Source organism: Sphingopyxis sp., from assembly GCF_036675685.1.
In the GTDB taxonomy this organism is placed as follows: domain Bacteria; phylum Pseudomonadota; class Alphaproteobacteria; order Sphingomonadales; family Sphingomonadaceae; genus Sphingopyxis.
In genome coordinates this window covers 21,416-37,436 of record NZ_JAKFEM010000031.1, presented here as the reverse complement: position 1 = coordinate 37,436, position 16,021 = coordinate 21,416, and the positions used below count along the sequence as shown (strand labels likewise).

Genomic DNA, 16,021 nt, shown 5'->3' with positions numbered 1-16,021 from the left:
GATCGGCATGGAAGGCGACGTCATCGTCACCCAGGAACTCTTCAAGTTCGAATATCTCGACGAGGACAAGGACGGCAAGATCGTCGGCGAATATCGCGCGATGGGCCTGCGCCCCTATACGCTTGAAAAAGCGCGCCAATATGGCTTCGACCAGCCCTATCTCGAGGCGTGCCTGTAAAGTCGCTAGAGCCGCATTCCCATCCAGATTACCGCTTCGGTCGACACCGACACGACGGGATCGATCAGCCGCTGCCAGAAACCCGCCGGCGGCAAACGCGCCGCCGACAGGTCGTGATGCTCCTGCTCCTCGGCGATGATGATCGTCAGCGTTCGCACCGCCGGCTCGTCGACACCCTGCAAAGCCGCGATCTGTTCGTGCATATGGCGCAGCACGACACGCTCGATCGCGACCGTCGTCGCGGCGATCGCGCTGCGCCCCGCGATCCCGGTGACCGCGCCGAGCAGCAGCCCGCCGATCCCGCACCAGAAATAACTACGGCAGCGGCCCCGACCGCGGCGCCGCAACTCTGCCGCGAAAAGCGCGCGGTGGCCGCGCTCGTGCGCCAAGAAGCCATCGAGTTCGCCCACCATGTCAGGAGCGCGCCAGCGCGCAAACCAACGCTGGGCGCGATAGATGCAGACGGCACCATGCTCGCCCGCATGGTCGACCTTCATCACCCGGTCGCCGAGCGTTTCGCCCGACTTCAGCCTCGCGGTCAGCGTCATGCCGGGCGCGGCGTCCATATTATCCCTGATGCAGCCAGAACGCCGTCGCGAACAGCGCCACGACCGCCGACCCCAGCGCGATCCCGCGCCACGGCATGAATCCGACATTGTCGACGTCGCGCCGGTTGCGGCGGCGCCAGTCGGCAATCTCGGCAATGCCGAACAGCGCCGCGGCGCCGATACCAACCGACAGCATGGACACTTGCATTACCGCGCATCCCTTCGCAAACAGGGGGCCTTCCCCTGGAGAGAGGTGCCCCATATGCGTTCCCTGTTACTGGTTGCAAGTGCAGCCGCCCTGATCGCCGTCCCCGCTGCCGCGATGCAGCATGACGCGCACGCTAACCACAAGGCTCACGATGCGATCGCCGCTGCCGTCGCCGCGCCCACCCGCACGGCAACGAACACGCCACGCGACAAATATCGTCACCCCGCCGAAACGCTCGCCTTCTTCGGCGTGAAGCCCGGCGATACGGTGGTCGAGCTGTGGCCCGGCGGCGGCTGGTATACCGAGATTCTCGCTCCGTTCGCGAAGGTTGGCGGCGGCACCTATTATGTCGCGGCGCCGTGGGAGAAGGGACTGAACCGCGTCAGGGCGAAGCAGGCGGAGAGCGCCGACGTCTATGGTGCGATGAAGCTCGCCGAATTCCCCAATGCGGGCACCAACCCCAAGGTCCCCGACGGCAGCGCCGATGTCGTGCTGACCTTTCGCAACGTCCACAACTGGCGCTTCGACGGTAGCGACAACACCGCGAACGCGTTCAAGCAAATTTTCGCGATGCTCAAACCCGGCGGCACGCTCGGCGTCGTCGAGCACCGGCTCAATGAAAGCGACGACAGCGCGAAGGAAGAAAAGTCGGGCTATATGAAGAAAAGCTCGATCGTCGCCTTCGCCGAAGCCGCGGGCTTCAAGCTGGCGGGTGAGAGCGAGATCAACGCCAATCCCAAGGACACCAAGGATTATCCCAAAGGCGTGTGGACGCTGCCCCCGAACCTGACCGAGGGCGAGACGGACCGCGCCAAATATGTCGCGATCGGCGAATCGGATCGCATGACGCTGAAATTCGTGAAGCCCGCGAGCTGAAACACTTTGAATCCATCGATCCGGCGCTGCTGCTCAGCGCCTATGCGCAGGGTATTTTCCCGATGGCCGACGGGGCGGACGCCCCGTCGGTCCATTGGGTCGAACCGCGGCTGCGGGCGATCCTGCCGCTGGATGGCTTCCACCTGTCGCACAGCCTGAAAAAGGTGATCGTCTCGGACCGCTTCCGCGTCACCACCGACACCGCCTTCGCCGACATGGTCGCACTCTGCGCCGAGGCCGCCGACGACCGGCCGACGACGTGGATCAATCCGGTGATCCGGGCGAGCTACGACCGGCTGTTCCAGATCGGCCATGCCCACAGCGTTGAATGCTGGCTCGACGGCGAGCTGGCCGGCGGGCTCTATGGCGTATCCCTCGGCCGCGCCTTTTTCGGCGAATCGATGGTCAGCCGCGCGCGCGACGCATCGAAGGTCGCGCTCGCGCATCTCGTCGCGCGGCTCCGCGCGGGGGGGTGGAAATTGCTCGATTGCCAGTTCATCACCCCGCACCTCGCCAGCCTCGGCGCGATCGAAATCCGCCAGGCCGACTATCTCGCGCGGCTCTATTCGGTGTTGGCGGGCGGCGAAGGTGCGGCCTTGGGCGCCGGGGCCGGAACGACCGGTGGCGCTACGGGCGCCGCCGTGCCCTCGCCGCCGTTCGTCGCGGGCGACTGGGGGGCGCTCGATGCCTTGGGCGCCGCAGCGGCGCCCGATTTCGGCGCCGAGCGCGCGACGGGCTCGCCGCCCGGATATGTCATCGCACAGCTTTTGACGAACACGTCATAGATCGGGTGCTGGATGACGTTGCGGTCGGGCCGCTCGCGGAAAATCCAGCCCGAAAAGACACGATACCATTTGTCGTCGCGCTGATCCTGCACGGTCAGCTGGACGAACGCCCCTGTTTCGGGCGGATCTTCCCACGGCGCGGTCGCCTCGCACGCGCGCAGCCGGACGATCGCGCGGCCGACGCGCGCCGATTCGCCGGGCTTCATCTCGAGGTCGCGAACCAGCCCGTTGCGTTTGTTGAGCAGGCCGACGACGGCGACGCGCTCGGCCATCGGGGTCGCGCCCTCGATGCCCCCGACTTCCTGCGGCACGCGCTCGGATTTGGCGATCTGCGGCGCCTTGTCGCTGCCGCCGGTCGTGGTCGTCGGCGTCCGGTCGCAGGCGCCAAGCGACACGGCGGCGAGAGCCGCCAATCCCAGCGTCGCGGTCAGCCTCGACATGGCGGCGCTCACTCGGCGCCGGGCCGCCAGGCCTCATAGTCGCCGGTCGCGGCAGCGCGGTGGCCGCCACGCTCGAGCGCGCCGGCGGGGCGATAGGCGCCGGTGCTGCCGGTCAGGTTCGCGGTCGCTTCCTTCTCCCACGTACGCGGCGCGGGCAGCATGTCGGTCGGAAGCTCGTCGAAGGTGCTGTGCAGCCAGCCGTGCCATTCGGGCGGCACGCGGCTCGCGTCGTTCGATCCCTTATAGAGCACCCAGCGGCGAGGGCCCTTTTTCGCGCGGAAATAACGGTTGCCGAGGCTGTCCTCGCCGACCTTCTCGCCCGTGCTCCAGCTGTTCAACAGCGTGCCGACGGTCGCGCCGTCCCACCAGGTGAAAATCTTGCCCAAGATGCTCATGGCCGAGGCGTTTACAGGCAAGGCAGCGCGGTCCGCAAGCCGCAAACCGCGCGGCGCACCGCTATTTCTTATCTTTCCACGTCACCTTCGCGTCCTCGTCGAGGCCCAGCCGCGCCGCCGTGCCGCCCGCCAGCTCCAGCACCGCAGACACTTCGCCGCCGCTGACCACCGGCTCGAGCGATTCGGGAATGGTATTCTCGGCGATGCGATCGATGCTGCCGTCGGCGCGGATGAAGATCATATCGAGCGGAATCAGCGTGTTCTTCATCCAGAAGCTACCGATTCGCGGCTTCTTGAACGGAAAGATCATCCCACCGTCCCCGGGCAGGCTGGTGCGGAACATCAGCCCGCGATCCTGCTCCGCATCGGTGCGCGCGACCTCGACGTTGAACCGGTGCGTCTTGCCCGCCGCCGCGATCGTCAGCGGGATCGTCGCGGCGCTTTCGCTCTGCGCGCCCGGATCAGCGCTTTCGCTCGGCGCGTTCGGGTCTACGCTGCACGCGGCCATCGGCAGCGCGATCGACAGGGCAAGGGCGGTCAAAATGGCGCGCATCGGCAGATATTCCTTATCCCGATTGGGGTTTGTCGTGCCCTAATCGAGCCCCGCTTCGTCGTCCAGCACCGCCAGTGCTGCTTCGTCCCCGGGCGGGACCGCGAGGATATGGCGCGCCAATACCAGACTGTGTCCCGCGCGTAAAAAGGCAGCAACCTGCCGCTCGCGTTGCTTCGGATCATCGATGGCGTGCACCGCGAACGGGCCGAACCGCCGCCGCCGTGCGAATCCGATCGCCGCCGCGACCGCGGCGCCCTCGGCCGTCTCGATCGCGTCGCCGCTGTCCGCCGGCGCGATGCCGTCGACATAGAGCTGCGCCTTCACCCGCCGCACCCCCAGCCCGCGCCGCGTCATCGCCGCGCCACGCATCGCGGCATATTGGCGATCGTCGAGAAACTGTAGCCGCTCCATCCGATCGGCAACCGACTCGCAGGCTGTCATCGCGTCGACCTCGTCAGTCCAGTCCGATTCGCGAATTTTTCTAGACAGATAGCGCGTCAGCTTGGCGCGACTCGTCGCGAATCGCGCGACATAAGCGAGCGCCAGTTCGTCAAGCCGCGCCGCGCCGAGAGGCCTTTTTGAACGGTCGGATGGTGCGCGATGCTTGGGCATGTGCCATGTTTATGCCACAGTCGGGCCTGATTGAGAACGATCAGCGCCGCCATATCGGGCCATAGAGCCCGGAATCGGGCGATTTTGTTCCAACTGCTAGGGATCGCGCAGGGCACCATGACACAGAAAGATGACATGCTTGTTGCCGCGCGGCCCGTTTCGCGGGACCTTGCACCTTCTATGACAGAAAATATTGCCCTTCAGGCTGACGAGCTTCAGCCGACCCCGACTTTTTGCGCCCAGCCGCGCCGTTTTTCCGACTTCGCGACCGTCGGCGAAGCGCTCGATTATGCCGCAAACGGCACGCGCGGGCTCAACTTCCACGATCCGCGCGGGCGGCTGGTGCGGCCCTATCCGTATCGCGAGCTCAAGGATGATGCCGTCCTGACCGCCTACCGGCTGATCGCCGCGGGGGTGAAGCCCGGCGACCGCATCGCGCTCATCGCCGAAACCGGCGCCGAATTCGCCGCGCTGTTCTTCGGCACCATCTACGCCGGCGCCTGGCCGGTGCCGCTACCGCTGCCGACAAGCTTCGGCGGGCGCGACAGCTATGTCGGCCAGCTGGTCGTCCAGCTCACCAGCTGCGATCCCACGATGCTCTTCTTCCCGCCCGAAATCGCCGCGATGGCGGTCGAGGCCGCCGAATCGCGCGGCGTGAAGCCCGTCGACTGGGCCGAATTCGCAAAGGGCGCGGCGCCGGTCGCCGCGCTTCCCGAGCAGCAGTCGAATGAGACCTGCTACCTCCAGTACAGCAGCGGCTCGACGCGTTTCCCGCACGGTGTCGCGGTCACCCACGCCGCGCTGCTCAACAATCTCGCCGCGCATTCGCACGGCATGGAAGTGCGCGACAGCGACCGCTGTATTTCATGGCTGCCCTGGTATCACGACATGGGGCTCGTCGGCTGCCTGCTCTCGCCGGTCGCCAACCAGGTCTCGGTCGATTATCTCAAGACTGAGGATTTCGCCCGCCGACCGCTCGCCTGGCTCGACCTGATCAGCCGCAACGAGGGCACGACGCTCAGCTATTCGCCGACCTTCGGCTACGACATCTGCGCGCGCCGCGTGTCGAGCCAGACGCATGTCGCCGACCGCTTCGACCTGTCGCGCTGGCGCGTCGCGGGCAACGGCGCCGACATGATCCGCCCCGACGTGATGCAAAGCTTCGTCGATGCCTTTGCCGATGCGGGTTTCAAGGCGAGCGCCTTCCTGCCGAGCTATGGCCTCGCCGAAGCGACGCTCGCGGTCAGCATCATGCCGCCGGGCGAAGGCATCGTCGTCGAGCTGGTCGAGGAAACTGAACTGTCGGGCGCCGCCAATGATTCGGGCCGCCCGACCCGCTACCGGGCGATCGTCAACTGCGGCCGTGCCGCGCGCGACATGGTGATCGAGGTCCGCGACGAAAATGGCCAGGCGCTGCCCGACCAGACCGTCGGCAAAGTGTGGTGCACCGGCCCGTCGCTAATGACCGGCTATTATCGCGACCCCGAATCGACCGCCGCCTGCCTCGTCGACGGCTGGCTCGACACCGGCGATATGGGTTATTTGTCAGACGGTTACATCTATATCGTCGGGCGCGCCAAGGACATGATCATCATCAACGGCAAGAATCACTGGCCGCAGGATATCGAATGGGCGGTCGAGCAGCTGCCGGGCTTCAAATCGGGCGATATCGCGGCTTTTGCGATCACCGCGCCGGGCGGCGAGGAAACCCCCGCGGTGCTCGTCCAGTGCCGCACCAGCGACGACGCCGAACGCATCGCGCTGCGCGAGACGATCCGCGACCGCGTCCGCGCGATCACCGGCATGAATTGCCTGATCGAACTGATTCCGCCGCGCACGCTACCGCGCACCAGTTCGGGCAAGCTCAGCCGGTCGAAGGCGCGCGCGCAATATCTGGCCGGCGAAATTCAGCCCTTCGCGATCGCCGCATAGCCAAGCCCCTGAGCCAAGGGATCATTTTGTCCCGTTGCAGGACAAAAAAGGCGTTTGGTTGCGCGCCGATAGTTACCTTCGGGTAACCCGGCCACGCTAAACAGGCCGGGTGAAAAGCCTGTTGACCGACCCACTTGCTGCCGAAGAGATTCCTGCGCGGACCCTGTTGGGGCTGGGCCCGCGCAATGAGGATATTGGCAACCTCCGCCAGCTCCAGCTCGCGCCGCTTCGCGGCAAGGGATCCATACGCCTGTGGATGGGCATGGGCATGGCGCTGGTCGCCGCTTTCACCATGGTGGTCAGCATTCCGCTGCCGATCACCGGCGGCTGGCTTCTCGCCGGCCTGATATTCTGCCTGTGGTCGTACAGCAAATTTCGCAATATGCGGCTTGGCGACCCCAAGCTTCCGGGAATCGCCGAATATCGGATGTGCAGCCGCCATGCGCTTTATTCGGCGGTGCTCTGGGGATCGCCCTTCTGGCTCCAGGGGCTGACCCCCACGCTCGACCATGTCCTGTCGATGTGGACGATCGCGGTGTTGATGATGGTGACGCTTTCGATCGTCGCGCACAGCGTGCCGATGGCGTGCGCGCTGTTCATCGGGCCGGTCAGCCTGTCGGCGGCGGCGGCGCTGGTACGCGCCGGCGCCCCGCATCTCGCCGGGGTCGCGCTGGTCGCGGGGTTGCTACTCTGTACTTTCTGTGTTCGCTTTGCGCAGAACCATATCCGCTTTCGCCGCGCCGAAGAGGTGCTTCACGAAAAGACCGAGACCGTCAGCCTGTTGCTGCGCGAATTCGAGGAAACCTCCGCCGACTGGCTATGGCAGACCGACAACAGCCGCCGGCTTGTTCATGTCTCGCCGCGCCTCGCCTATGCGCTCGGCGCCACCGCCGAGGCGCTGGAGGGTGTGCCGCTGCTGCAAGCGCTTTCGGGCGATGCCTGGGAAACCGGCCTGTTCCCCAAGAGCCTGCACGAGATGGCCGAACGAATGAAGCGGCGCGAAAGCTTTTCGAACCTGATCGTTCCGGTGACAATCGACGGCGCGCCGCGCTGGTGGGAACTCTCGGCCTCGCCGCGCCTCGACGAAGCGGGCAAGTTTCTCGGTTTTCGCGGGGTCGGTTCGGACGTCACCGAACAGCGCGCGACCGCCGAACAGATCGCGAAAATGGCGCGGTTCGACAATCTCACCGGCCTGCCCAATCGCCTCAGCCTGAACGAAGATCTCGCGCGCGCGATGGCGCATGCGCTCGACGCCAAAACGCGCTGCGCGCTGCTGATCATCGACCTCGACCGGTTCAAGGCGGTCAACGATACGCTCGGCCACCCGGTCGGCGACAAGCTGCTCGCGCAGGTCGCCGCGCGGCTCAAGGGCCTGATGGAGCGCGGGATGACGTGCGGCCGTCTCGGCGGCGATGAATTTGCCGTCGTGCTGCACAATGTCCCGTCGGCGGACGCCGCCGAAGGCCTCGCACAGCGCCTCATCACCACGATCAGCCGCCCTTATGTGGTCGACAATCACCAGCTGTTCGTCGGCGCCAGCATCGGCTTTGCGATCGGGCCGCAGGACGGCGCGACGGTCGAAACGCTGACCCGCAACGCCGACCTTGCGCTCTACAAGTCCAAGGACAAGGGCGGCAATGTCGTCGCCGCCTATGTCGCTTCGCTGCACGCGCAGGCCGAGGAGCGGCGCGTGATGGAGCAGGAATTGCGCGGCGCGCTCGAACGCCGCGAATTCGAACTTTATTACCAGCCGGTCGTGACCGCCGTCGACGGCACATTGAACGGTTTCGAAGCCCTGATCCGTTGGAAGAACCAGAAGCTCGGCAATGTATCCCCGGGCCGCTTCATCCCGCTGGCCGAGGATGCGCGCCTGATCTCGCCGATCGGTGAATGGGTGCTGCGCACCGCGTGTCACGAAGCGATGCGCTGGCCGTCGAACCTGAAGGTCGCGATCAACGTCTCCGCCGACCAGCTCACCGACCCCGCTTTCGCTTCGGTCGTCGTCTCGGCGCTCGCGCAGAGCGGGCTGCCGCCGCAAAGGCTCGAGATCGAGGTCACCGAAAGCGTCTTCCTGCGCGACGGCGGCGGCGCGGCCCAGCTGCTCGACCAGCTGATCGGACTCGGCATTCGCCTGTCGCTCGACGATTTCGGCACCGGCTATTCGTCGCTCGGCTATCTGCGCAAGACCCAATTTTCGACGATCAAGGTCGACCGCAGCTTCGTCGTCGGCGCGGCGAAGGGCAGCATCGAATCGATCGCGATCATCCGCGCGGTGGTCGCACTCGCCGACAGCCTCGGCATGTCGACGACCGCCGAGGGCGCCGAAACCGAGCTCGAGGTCGAAACCATCCGCGCGATGGGATGCAGCAATATCCAGGGCTATTATTACGGCCGGCCGATGCCCGCGAGCGACGTGCTCACGCTGTTCCGCCCGCCCGAAGACCTGGCGACCGCGGCAGCCTGAGGCGATAATCCGAAACCCTCGCGCGACGAATTGATCACCTTAACAAAAGGTTCCGCCGTCCACCGCATCGATGGCGCGACTCGTCGCTAGACGGGTGGTGGTTCGCGGCAGGCGTGGCAAAGCCCCTCCAACGCTTGAAGACAAGCAAATGGGGGTCGCATTTCATGCTCCATCGTCGTTATCTGGCAGCCGCCATCGCGTCTGTGATGCTGCTCACCGGCATGCTCGCCAGCGCCCCCGCGGCCGCACGCGGCTATCTCCAGTGCGTCCCCTTTGCCCGCGACGAATCGGGCGTCGCAATCCGCGGCAATGCCAAGACCTGGTGGTCGCAGGCCGCCGGCACCTACGAACGCGGCGAAGAACCCCGCAAGGGCGCCGTGATGGCATTTGCCGGCACGCGCGGCATGCCGCTGGGCCATGTCGCGGTGGTCAAGAAGATCGTCAGCGACCGCGAAATCCTGATCGACCATGCCAACTGGTCGCCGATCAACGGCCGCCGCGGCCAGATCGAGCGCAACGTCCGCGTCGTCGACGTCAGCGCCGACGGCGACTGGAGCATGGTCCGCGTCTGGTACGCGCCGATCGGCGACCTTGGCCTGCGCGCCAACCCGGTGCAGGGTTTCATCTACGCGGGCGGCGACAACGACGCCGCGCCCGAACGCAAGGCGTTCGACGAGCCCCGCTGGGCCAGCAGCAACTGGAAACCCGGCAACGGCCTCGAAATCGTCGTCGCCTCGCTCGGCAACTGAGACCCGACGTTAAATCGCGCACCCTCCCTCCCGCAAGCGGGAGGGGAGACCAAGGGGTCAGGCCTCGCCGGCTTCGTCGCCTTCACCCTCGGCCGCATCCTCGAACCAGGCTTCGACCTCGCCCGACAGCTTGATCGTCATCGCCTGCCCGAACCGGTCCTTCGACTTGCCCGCGGCGACGCGGATCCAGCCTTCGGAAATCGAATATTCCTCGACGTCGGTGCGCTCCTTGCCCTTGAAGCGGATTCCGATGCCGCGCTGCAGCACCTCCATATCGAAATGGGGCGAGCGCGGATTGGTCGACATGCGGTCGGGGGGCGTATCGGTCATGAACTATTTTCCCAAAAAATGATGGCGCGGCCCTAGCGGGACCGCGCCATCATCGTCAATGGAAAGGCGTTTAGACTCTGTTTCAGTTGTACTGAAACAGGGGGGGAGTGGGCCGGTACCGTTTCCACGTCAGTGGAAAACAGTCTAAAAACCGGCCTTCAGCGTCACGAAAAACTGCTGCGGCGCACCCGCCAGCAAGGTCTGCGCGTCGCCACGGTTCGCAAAACCATTGGTCCCGATCGTCGACACATATTCCTTGTCGAACAGGTTCGTCGCATTGGCCTGGATCGAGATGCGGTCGTTCAGCCGGTAACCGATGCTGGCATCGACGATCACGAACCCGCCGACCTCGGCGTCATTCTCGTACGAATAATAGCGCTTCGACGTGTAGTTGGCACCAACCCGCGCGAAGAAATCGCCATTGTCCCAGGTGATCTCGCCCTTGGCGAGGTGGCGGGGCGAATTGACCACCGTCTTGCCCGCGGTCGCCGCGACGACCGCCCCCGCGGCATTCACGACATCGTCCTGATATTCGGAGTCGTTATAGGCATAGGAGGCGAAGAGCGAGAGTTCAGGGGTGACGCGGAAGGTGCCCGCCGCCTCGACGCCCCACGAGCGGACGTCGCCGACATTCTGCAGGATCGCGGGATTGCCCTGGATGCCCGATCCGTTGGCAAAGGCGATGATGCGATCCTTGAAGTCGACATAATAGCCCGCGATCACTCCCTGGAAGCGCGAGGATTTGGTCCGGAAACCCAGTTCGTAGGTCGTCGATGTTTCGGGTTTCAGGTCGAGTGCGTTGAAACCCGCCTGCGTCGTCGCGAAGGGGCCGCCGGTCGCCGACGATTCGAACGCGCGCATATTCTGGGTATAGCTCGCAAAGACCTCATTATCGTCGTTCAGGCGATAGAGCAGCCCGGCCTGCGGCAGGAACCAGTCCTTTGCTTCGGTGCGCCCCGCCGCGAGCCCGCCGCGCACGATCGGCGTCGCGAGGTTGGTGACGCGCAGCCCCTTCCACCCCGCATTGATCTGCAATTGCCCGAGGTCGAGCGTGTCCTGCACATGATATTGCAGCGTCTGGGTGTTGAAATCGAACTCCCACTGGGTCGCCAGCGGATCTGTCGGGAATTTCAGGCTGCCGCGGCTCGGCGCACCCGCGGTGTCGGCGAGGCCATAGAAACGGCGCGCCTGGTTGAAGTCGTTATCCTCGTACCACATGCCGATTTCGAAGCGGTTGGCGCCGAGCGTGAACAGGCTGGAGGCGACGATGCCATAGCGTTCCACGTCATATTCGGTGGTGCGGATCGTCATCGGCGCGCCGCCGGGAGTGGTGACATAAGGCGTGAACCACAGCCCGCGGCCCTGGTTGCCATGGTAATAGCCCATCGCCTTCATCGTCCAATATTCGTTCAGCGGGGCCTCGACCCCGGCGCCCGCCAGCCAGTCCTTGCGCAGCCCCGATGCGTCATAATAAGCATCGTCGACGGTCGCGATCGGCGCCGGGAAGCTTTCGCCGACCCCGGCATAGGGCGCCGTGAAGACGGCGCCCAACGGCAGGCTACCGTTGGCGACACCACTATTGTACGCCGCGCGCGCGACCTGGTTCTGATAGATTTTGGCGACGCGGACCGCGAGGTCCCAGTCCTTGGCGAAATTGTCCCACCGATAGCCGAGGCGGCCGATCATTTCGGCGCTCAGGTCCTGATAGTCATTCTCGCGGCGGTCCGAATAATTGACGAAGCCGAAGAACTGGCCATCGCCGACCGGCTGGACGATGCGCGCATTGACCTGGTGCTGGCGCTGGACGCCCTCGCCCTTCCACTTGTCGGCATCCTGCCAGGCATAGCTGAGCGAAAGGCGCGGCCCGCCGGGTGCGATCTCGCCGCTGTCGAGCCGCACGAAGGCGCGCTTGGTCTCCTCGCTGCCATAGGTGACCGACGCCTCGACCCCGAACGCCTCGGCCGGTTCGCGCGAGAAGAATTCGATCGTGCCGCCGAGGTTGCTCGTCGATGCCGCGCCAAGCGAACCCGCGCCCTGCGCGACTTCGACCCGACCGACATTTTCGCTGATGATCGCGCGGCTGATGTGCAGGCCATTATGGTTGCCATAGCTCATGTCGCCAAGCGGCACGCCGTCGAGCGTGAAACCGAGCTGCTGCTGCGAAAAACCGCGGATCGAGATGCGCGACGACCATTCATAGGTGCCGAACGGGTCGGCAGCCTGGAAATTGACCCCCGGCAGCTTGTCGATGGCTTTGAGCGGGCTGATCCCCGACACTTCGAGCGCGATGTCGGCGGCGCCCAGCTCCTGCACCTGGCGCGCCTGCCCCTGGCCCAGCACGACGATCTCTTCGACATCGGCGCCATCGGCCGCATCGACGGCGGCTTCGTCGGCAAAAGCGGGCGTCGCAGCCAGCGCGGCGACCAAGGCGGCCCCGGCCCGCAGGCGGTTCCTGAAACGATAGGTCATTACTGAATCCCCTTTTCCCGGCGGCAAAATGACGCCGGGGTCCGCGGGGCTGTACGGGGGCGATATTGCTATGCGGCGGCGAAAGCATGACACGGCGATGACGGAAAGAAGAAAGATCGGCGGCAGTATATCGGCGCAGCAGAGGGCCGCTTCACCCGGGCCGCCAGTCGCGACCGGAAGCGCCGTAAACCGGCCCGTATCGACACATGTTCCAGAATATCAGGATATTCCTGCACAAGATATTGAGATAAATTATAGTAAATTTTTCAGCTATAAATCCAGAAAATTCGAGAAAAATGCATAAGCTATAAGTTACTTTCTCTAGTTAATTGAAGTTAACCAGAGTAACGACGGGAACCTTTTCATCCTCGTAGGAATATCAGGCCTAGGGACCAGGTTATGTACGAAGGGGATGTATCATGTTTTTCTCTCGTCTCGAATTCCGCCCAGCCCATCTCATTGTCATCCCCGCGTGCCTCGCGCTCGCGGCCTGCGAATCGTCGGGCAGCTACCGCGTCGGCAGCGTCGGCTCCGGCGGCGCGACCGGCGCCGCCGGTCCGGCTGGCCCCGCCGGCGCGACCGGCGCCACCGGCCCGGCTGGCCCCGCCGGTCCTGCCGGTCCCACAGGTGCCGCCGGCGGCGGGCTTGGCCTCGGCAGCACCGGTGCGCTCGCGGTCGGCGGGCTCGTCGGTCCCGGCGGCGTCGCCGGCACCGGGCTGCTCGCGAACACCGGCGATCCCGGTAGCGTCAATCCGGTCATCGGCGGCGTGCTCGTCAAATCGGGCAGCCTCGTCAATGTCGTTGCCGACAAGGGCCTGCTGCTCGCCAATGCGATCGACAGCAAGCTCCCCGGCGACGCCAATCTGGTCGGCACCGTCATCGGCGTCGTCAAAAGCACCGGGGTCGCGCTCGTGCAGACCGGCAATGGCCAGCAATATCTCGTCGATGGCCTGACCGCCGCGCCCGGCCAGCTGGTCACGGCGACGATCGGCAAGGCGACCGCGCTCGGCAGCGCGGGGGCCTCGCCGCTGATCGGCGCGAGCATCTTGTCGCCCGGCCAGCAGAGCGGCAGCCTGCTGACCGTCGGGGTTGGGTCGGGCGGCCAGCTCGTCGCCCTGCAACCCGGCACCGGCGGCAATTTGCTCGGTGGTGTAACCGGCGGCGCGCCCGGCGGCAGCCCCGTCGGAACCCCCGTCGCGCTCGTCAGCAACGTCGTGAGCACGACCACCGGCGCACTCAGCCAGGTAACAGGCGGCGTAACCGGCGGCGCGCCCGGCGGCAACACGGGCAACCCGGTGACCGGGGTCGTCTCGGGGGTCACCGGCATCGTCGGCGGCGTCCTCGGCGGGCTCAAGCCAGAGGGCGGCAACTGAACCCGCCGCGCATGCGCAGCGTGCGCAAAGCCTGCGTCGCGGCGGTGGCGGGAGCATGGCTCCTCCCTGCCGCGGCGCAAGCTGCCCAGCCCGCGGCGACGCCGCTCGATGGCCGCCCGCCGCTCGCTCCCGATCGCGATGGCCGCGATCCATTGCCCGACCCCGAAGTCCCGAAGCTCACGCTCGGCAAGGTCGAACTCGGCGCCCGCCCCGATGTCACCATCCGCGAAATCCGTTTCGTCGGCGCCGGCGTCCCCGCCAATGTCGGGCGCGCCGCGCAGCGTTTCGTCGGCAGGCCCGCGTCGGCGGACAATCTCGCCAGGCTCGCCGCCGCGATGACGCGCGCCTACAGCCGGTCGAGCGTCGCGCTCTTCACGCTCGTCATCCCCGAACAGGACCTGTCGGGCGGCATCGTCACCGTCGCGTCGGCCGAAGGCCATGTCGCCTCGGTCACGCTGAGCGGCGAAAGCGAGAGCGGCCCCGCGCCGCTGATCGCGAAAATGGCTGGCGGCCTTCCGGGCCGGCGCCCGCTGCCGCGCGCGCGCTTCGAACGGGTGCTCGGCAATATCGGCGACATCCCGGGTGTCACCGTCACCCCCACCCTGTCGCTGGGCGGCGAACCCGGCGCGGTCGCGCTCGACCTCGCGCTCGATGCCAAAAAGCCGTCGCTCGGCCTCGGCTTCACAACGCGCACCAGCCCGTTCGTCGATGACGGGGTCGTCGAGGCGAATGCGCGCGGCACCAGCCTGCTGCGCAGTGGCGACGAAACGCGGCTCACCGGCGCGGCGGCGCTGAACTTCAAATCTTTGCTCTATCTGGCGGCGAGCCACTCGACCCCGGTCGGCGCCGGCGGCACCCGCGCCGAACTTTCGGCGGCGGCGCTGCGCACGCGGCCCAAAGGCCTCGCGATCGACGGCGAGGCGTGGAGCGCGGGCGTCGGCATCACCCATCCGCTGATCCGCGCGACGCGGCGTAACCTCATCCTTTCGGCACGGCTCGATCATCTCGATTCGAAGAATGCGCTGTTCGGCTCGACGATCGCCGCCGAAAAGACCTGGACCGCCAGCGGCGGCCTCGCCTTCCGGCTGAGCGAGAACCGCACCGTGCTCGGCGCGCGCATCGGCGGCGCCAAGGGGCTCGATTTCGCAGGCGCGCGCGTCGACCCCGGGGTCGGCGAAGTCGGCTTCCTCTATGCCGACGCCAGCATCGAGGCGAACCAGGCGATCGGCAAGCTCGCGGTAATCAGGCTCGCCGCGACGGGGCGCTGGACGCGCGACCGCCTGCCCGCGGCGCAGCGGTTCAGCGTCGGCGGCGCCAGCTTCGGCCGCGCGTTCGACGACGGGCTGGTCAATGGCGACCGCGGCATCGCGACCTTCGGCGAGCTCGCGTGGCGCCCGCTGCGCAGCGGCAAGCTCGCAAAGAGCGAGATCTACACCTTCGCCGACTATGCCGACGTCACGCTGCTCGCGCGCACCGCGATCCCGCGCACCGGTTTCCGGCTCGGCAGCTGGGGCGGCGGCGTCCGTCTTTCCTACGCCGAAAATGCAACGATCGGCCTCGAGCTCGCCGATGCGTGGAAACAACCGGTGCCCGGCTTCGACCAGGACTGGCGCGTCGCGCTCAGCTGGAAATTGTCGATCCGGCCCTGACGCGGGGCATCAGCCCAAGTCGACCCCCTCGGCAACGGGATAGAGATCGCTCTCCTCGCGCTCGATACGGATGGCGAGCACATCGAGGATAGCCTTGGTTTCCCGGGCGAAGCCCGGCCAGTCAGCCGCGATCCGGTCCGCGCTCCATTTGTGGTCATAGGCCTCGAAATCCTGGGCGATATGGCCCATTTCGTCGACGAACCCGGTCGCCAGCCCGACGATCGCGGCATCGCCGCTCGCCTTGAGCCGCGGATAGAGCGCCCAGTCTTCGCACTTCAGATGGCGGATCAGCGTATCGCGCAGCATCCCGCGCACCGATGCGAGTTCGGTCGGGCGCGGCGGCTCGGGCGCCGCGATAAGGTCCATGAGCATCTGCGACAGCGTGACCAGCGCGGCATGTTCGGCGCGCAGCCGCCGCATTTCATGGCCGATGTGCATAGGCGACCCCGATATGAGTGGT

General features: G+C 66.2%; 15 protein-coding genes and 2 pseudogenes. 8 read left to right on the top strand and 9 right to left on the bottom strand.

Translation table 11 applies throughout. From position 1 onward, the window contains the following. Nucleotides 1-178, top strand: a pseudogene (locus tag V6M50_RS13930) (CpaF family protein); the annotation flags it as partial. A 5-nt stretch (nt 179-183) separates the two neighbouring features. Here V6M50_RS13930 and V6M50_RS13925 read toward each other — a convergent pair. Continuing rightward, nucleotides 184-744, bottom strand: coding sequence for a demethoxyubiquinone hydroxylase family protein (locus V6M50_RS13925; RefSeq protein ID WP_332819169.1), 561 nt, complete (start codon nt 742-744; stop codon nt 184-186). A 1-nt stretch (nt 745) separates the two neighbouring features. Beyond that, the gene (locus V6M50_RS13920; protein ID WP_332819168.1) at nt 746-934 is read right to left on the bottom strand and encodes a hypothetical protein; all 189 of its coding nucleotides are present in this window, start codon (nt 932-934) and stop codon (nt 746-748) included. 54 nt (nt 935-988) lie between these two features. Here V6M50_RS13920 and V6M50_RS13915 point away from each other — a divergent pair, with 54 nt between their 5' ends. Together V6M50_RS13915 and aat are read left to right on the top strand one after the other, a co-directional pair. Further along, nucleotides 989-1,810: a class I SAM-dependent methyltransferase gene (locus V6M50_RS13915; RefSeq protein WP_332819167.1), complete on the top strand. Its 822-nt coding sequence runs from the start codon at nt 989-991 to the stop codon at nt 1,808-1,810. A 62-nt stretch (nt 1,811-1,872) separates the two neighbouring features. Further along, entirely contained in the window at nt 1,873-2,595 is a 723-nt protein-coding gene (gene aat, locus V6M50_RS13910; RefSeq protein WP_443030517.1) for a leucyl/phenylalanyl-tRNA--protein transferase, read from the top strand. A gap of 35 nt (nt 2,596-2,630) precedes the next feature. Here the strand turns inward: aat and V6M50_RS13905 are convergent. From V6M50_RS13905 to V6M50_RS13890, 4 genes and pseudogenes are all read right to left on the bottom strand, one after another. Further along, nucleotides 2,631-2,801 (bottom strand): annotated as a pseudogene (locus tag V6M50_RS13905) (DUF2155 domain-containing protein); the annotation flags it as partial. Nucleotides 2,802-3,043: 242 nt separating this feature from the next. Continuing rightward, nucleotides 3,044-3,430 carry an NADH:ubiquinone oxidoreductase subunit NDUFA12 gene (locus V6M50_RS13900; RefSeq protein WP_332819166.1) on the bottom strand — a complete coding sequence of 129 codons (387 nt, stop codon included), beginning with the start codon at nt 3,428-3,430 and terminating at the stop codon, nt 3,044-3,046. A 61-nt stretch (nt 3,431-3,491) separates the two neighbouring features. Next, nucleotides 3,492-3,983: a DUF192 domain-containing protein gene (locus V6M50_RS13895; RefSeq protein ID WP_332819165.1), complete on the bottom strand. Its 492-nt coding sequence runs from the start codon at nt 3,981-3,983 to the stop codon at nt 3,492-3,494. Between the two features lie 39 nt (nt 3,984-4,022). Next, complete coding sequence (locus V6M50_RS13890; RefSeq protein WP_332819164.1) at nt 4,023-4,595, bottom strand: RecX family transcriptional regulator; 573 nt, start codon at nt 4,593-4,595, stop codon at nt 4,023-4,025. 180 nt (nt 4,596-4,775) lie between these two features. On the opposite strand from V6M50_RS13890, the gene V6M50_RS13885 reads away from it, so the two are divergent. The 3 genes from V6M50_RS13885 to V6M50_RS13875 all read left to right on the top strand — a co-directional run bounded on the left by V6M50_RS13885 (nt 4,776) and on the right by V6M50_RS13875 (nt 9,740). Further along, nucleotides 4,776-6,527: a fatty acyl-AMP ligase gene (locus V6M50_RS13885; RefSeq protein WP_332819163.1), complete on the top strand. Its 1,752-nt coding sequence runs from the start codon at nt 4,776-4,778 to the stop codon at nt 6,525-6,527. Between the two features lie 121 nt (nt 6,528-6,648). Then, nucleotides 6,649-8,991 (top strand): EAL domain-containing protein, encoded by a 2,343-nt coding sequence (locus V6M50_RS13880; protein ID WP_443030516.1) that lies wholly within the window; start codon nt 6,649-6,651, stop codon nt 8,989-8,991. A gap of 164 nt (nt 8,992-9,155) precedes the next feature. After that, nucleotides 9,156-9,740, top strand: coding sequence for a CHAP domain-containing protein (locus V6M50_RS13875; protein ID WP_332819161.1), 585 nt, complete (start codon nt 9,156-9,158; stop codon nt 9,738-9,740). Between the two features lie 57 nt (nt 9,741-9,797). Here the strand turns inward: V6M50_RS13875 and V6M50_RS13870 are convergent, their stop codons facing one another. Beyond that, on the bottom strand, nt 9,798-10,070 hold the full coding sequence (locus tag V6M50_RS13870) for a DUF3297 family protein (RefSeq protein ID WP_332819160.1): 273 nt from the start codon (nt 10,068-10,070) through the stop codon (nt 9,798-9,800). Nucleotides 10,071-10,214: 144 nt separating this feature from the next. Then, on the bottom strand, nt 10,215-12,539 hold the full coding sequence (locus V6M50_RS13865; protein ID WP_332819159.1) for a TonB-dependent receptor: 2,325 nt from the start codon (nt 12,537-12,539) through the stop codon (nt 10,215-10,217). A gap of 419 nt (nt 12,540-12,958) precedes the next feature. On the opposite strand from V6M50_RS13865, the gene V6M50_RS13860 reads away from it, so the two are divergent. Further along, entirely contained in the window at nt 12,959-13,912 is a 954-nt protein-coding gene (locus tag V6M50_RS13860; protein ID WP_332819158.1) for a hypothetical protein, read from the top strand. A 20-nt stretch (nt 13,913-13,932) separates the two neighbouring features. Continuing rightward, nucleotides 13,933-15,561: a ShlB/FhaC/HecB family hemolysin secretion/activation protein gene (locus V6M50_RS13855; RefSeq protein ID WP_332819157.1), complete on the top strand. Its 1,629-nt coding sequence runs from the start codon at nt 13,933-13,935 to the stop codon at nt 15,559-15,561. Between the two features lie 9 nt (nt 15,562-15,570). Here the strand turns inward: V6M50_RS13855 and V6M50_RS13850 are convergent, their stop codons facing one another. Then, on the bottom strand, nt 15,571-15,999 hold the full coding sequence (locus V6M50_RS13850) for a hemerythrin domain-containing protein (RefSeq protein WP_332819156.1): 429 nt from the start codon (nt 15,997-15,999) through the stop codon (nt 15,571-15,573). Nucleotides 16,000-16,021: the final 22 nt, after the last annotated feature.

Bases quoted from the DNA above. Each gene is read 5' to 3' on its own strand.
- V6M50_RS13925 (WP_332819169.1), bottom strand. From the start codon at position 744: ATGGACGCCGCGCCCGGCATGACGCTGACCGCGAGGCTGAAGTCGGGC.
- V6M50_RS13920 (WP_332819168.1), bottom strand. From the start codon at position 934: ATGCAAGTGTCCATGCTGTCGGTTGGTATCGGCGCCGCGGCGCTGTTC.
- V6M50_RS13915 (WP_332819167.1), top strand. From the start codon at position 989: ATGCGTTCCCTGTTACTGGTTGCAAGTGCAGCCGCCCTGATCGCCGTC.
- aat (WP_443030517.1), top strand. From the start codon at position 1,873: ATGGCCGACGGGGCGGACGCCCCGTCGGTCCATTGGGTCGAACCGCGG.
- V6M50_RS13900 (WP_332819166.1), bottom strand. From the start codon at position 3,430: ATGAGCATCTTGGGCAAGATTTTCACCTGGTGGGACGGCGCGACCGTC.
- V6M50_RS13895 (WP_332819165.1), bottom strand. From the start codon at position 3,983: ATGCGCGCCATTTTGACCGCCCTTGCCCTGTCGATCGCGCTGCCGATG.
- V6M50_RS13890 (WP_332819164.1), bottom strand. From the start codon at position 4,595: ATGCCCAAGCATCGCGCACCATCCGACCGTTCAAAAAGGCCTCTCGGC.
- V6M50_RS13885 (WP_332819163.1), top strand. From the start codon at position 4,776: ATGACAGAAAATATTGCCCTTCAGGCTGACGAGCTTCAGCCGACCCCG.
- V6M50_RS13875 (WP_332819161.1), top strand. From the start codon at position 9,156: ATGCTCCATCGTCGTTATCTGGCAGCCGCCATCGCGTCTGTGATGCTG.
- V6M50_RS13870 (WP_332819160.1), bottom strand. From the start codon at position 10,070: ATGACCGATACGCCCCCCGACCGCATGTCGACCAATCCGCGCTCGCCC.
- V6M50_RS13865 (WP_332819159.1), bottom strand. From the start codon at position 12,539: ATGACCTATCGTTTCAGGAACCGCCTGCGGGCCGGGGCCGCCTTGGTC.
- V6M50_RS13860 (WP_332819158.1), top strand. From the start codon at position 12,959: ATGTTTTTCTCTCGTCTCGAATTCCGCCCAGCCCATCTCATTGTCATC.
- V6M50_RS13850 (WP_332819156.1), bottom strand. From the start codon at position 15,999: ATGCACATCGGCCATGAAATGCGGCGGCTGCGCGCCGAACATGCCGCG.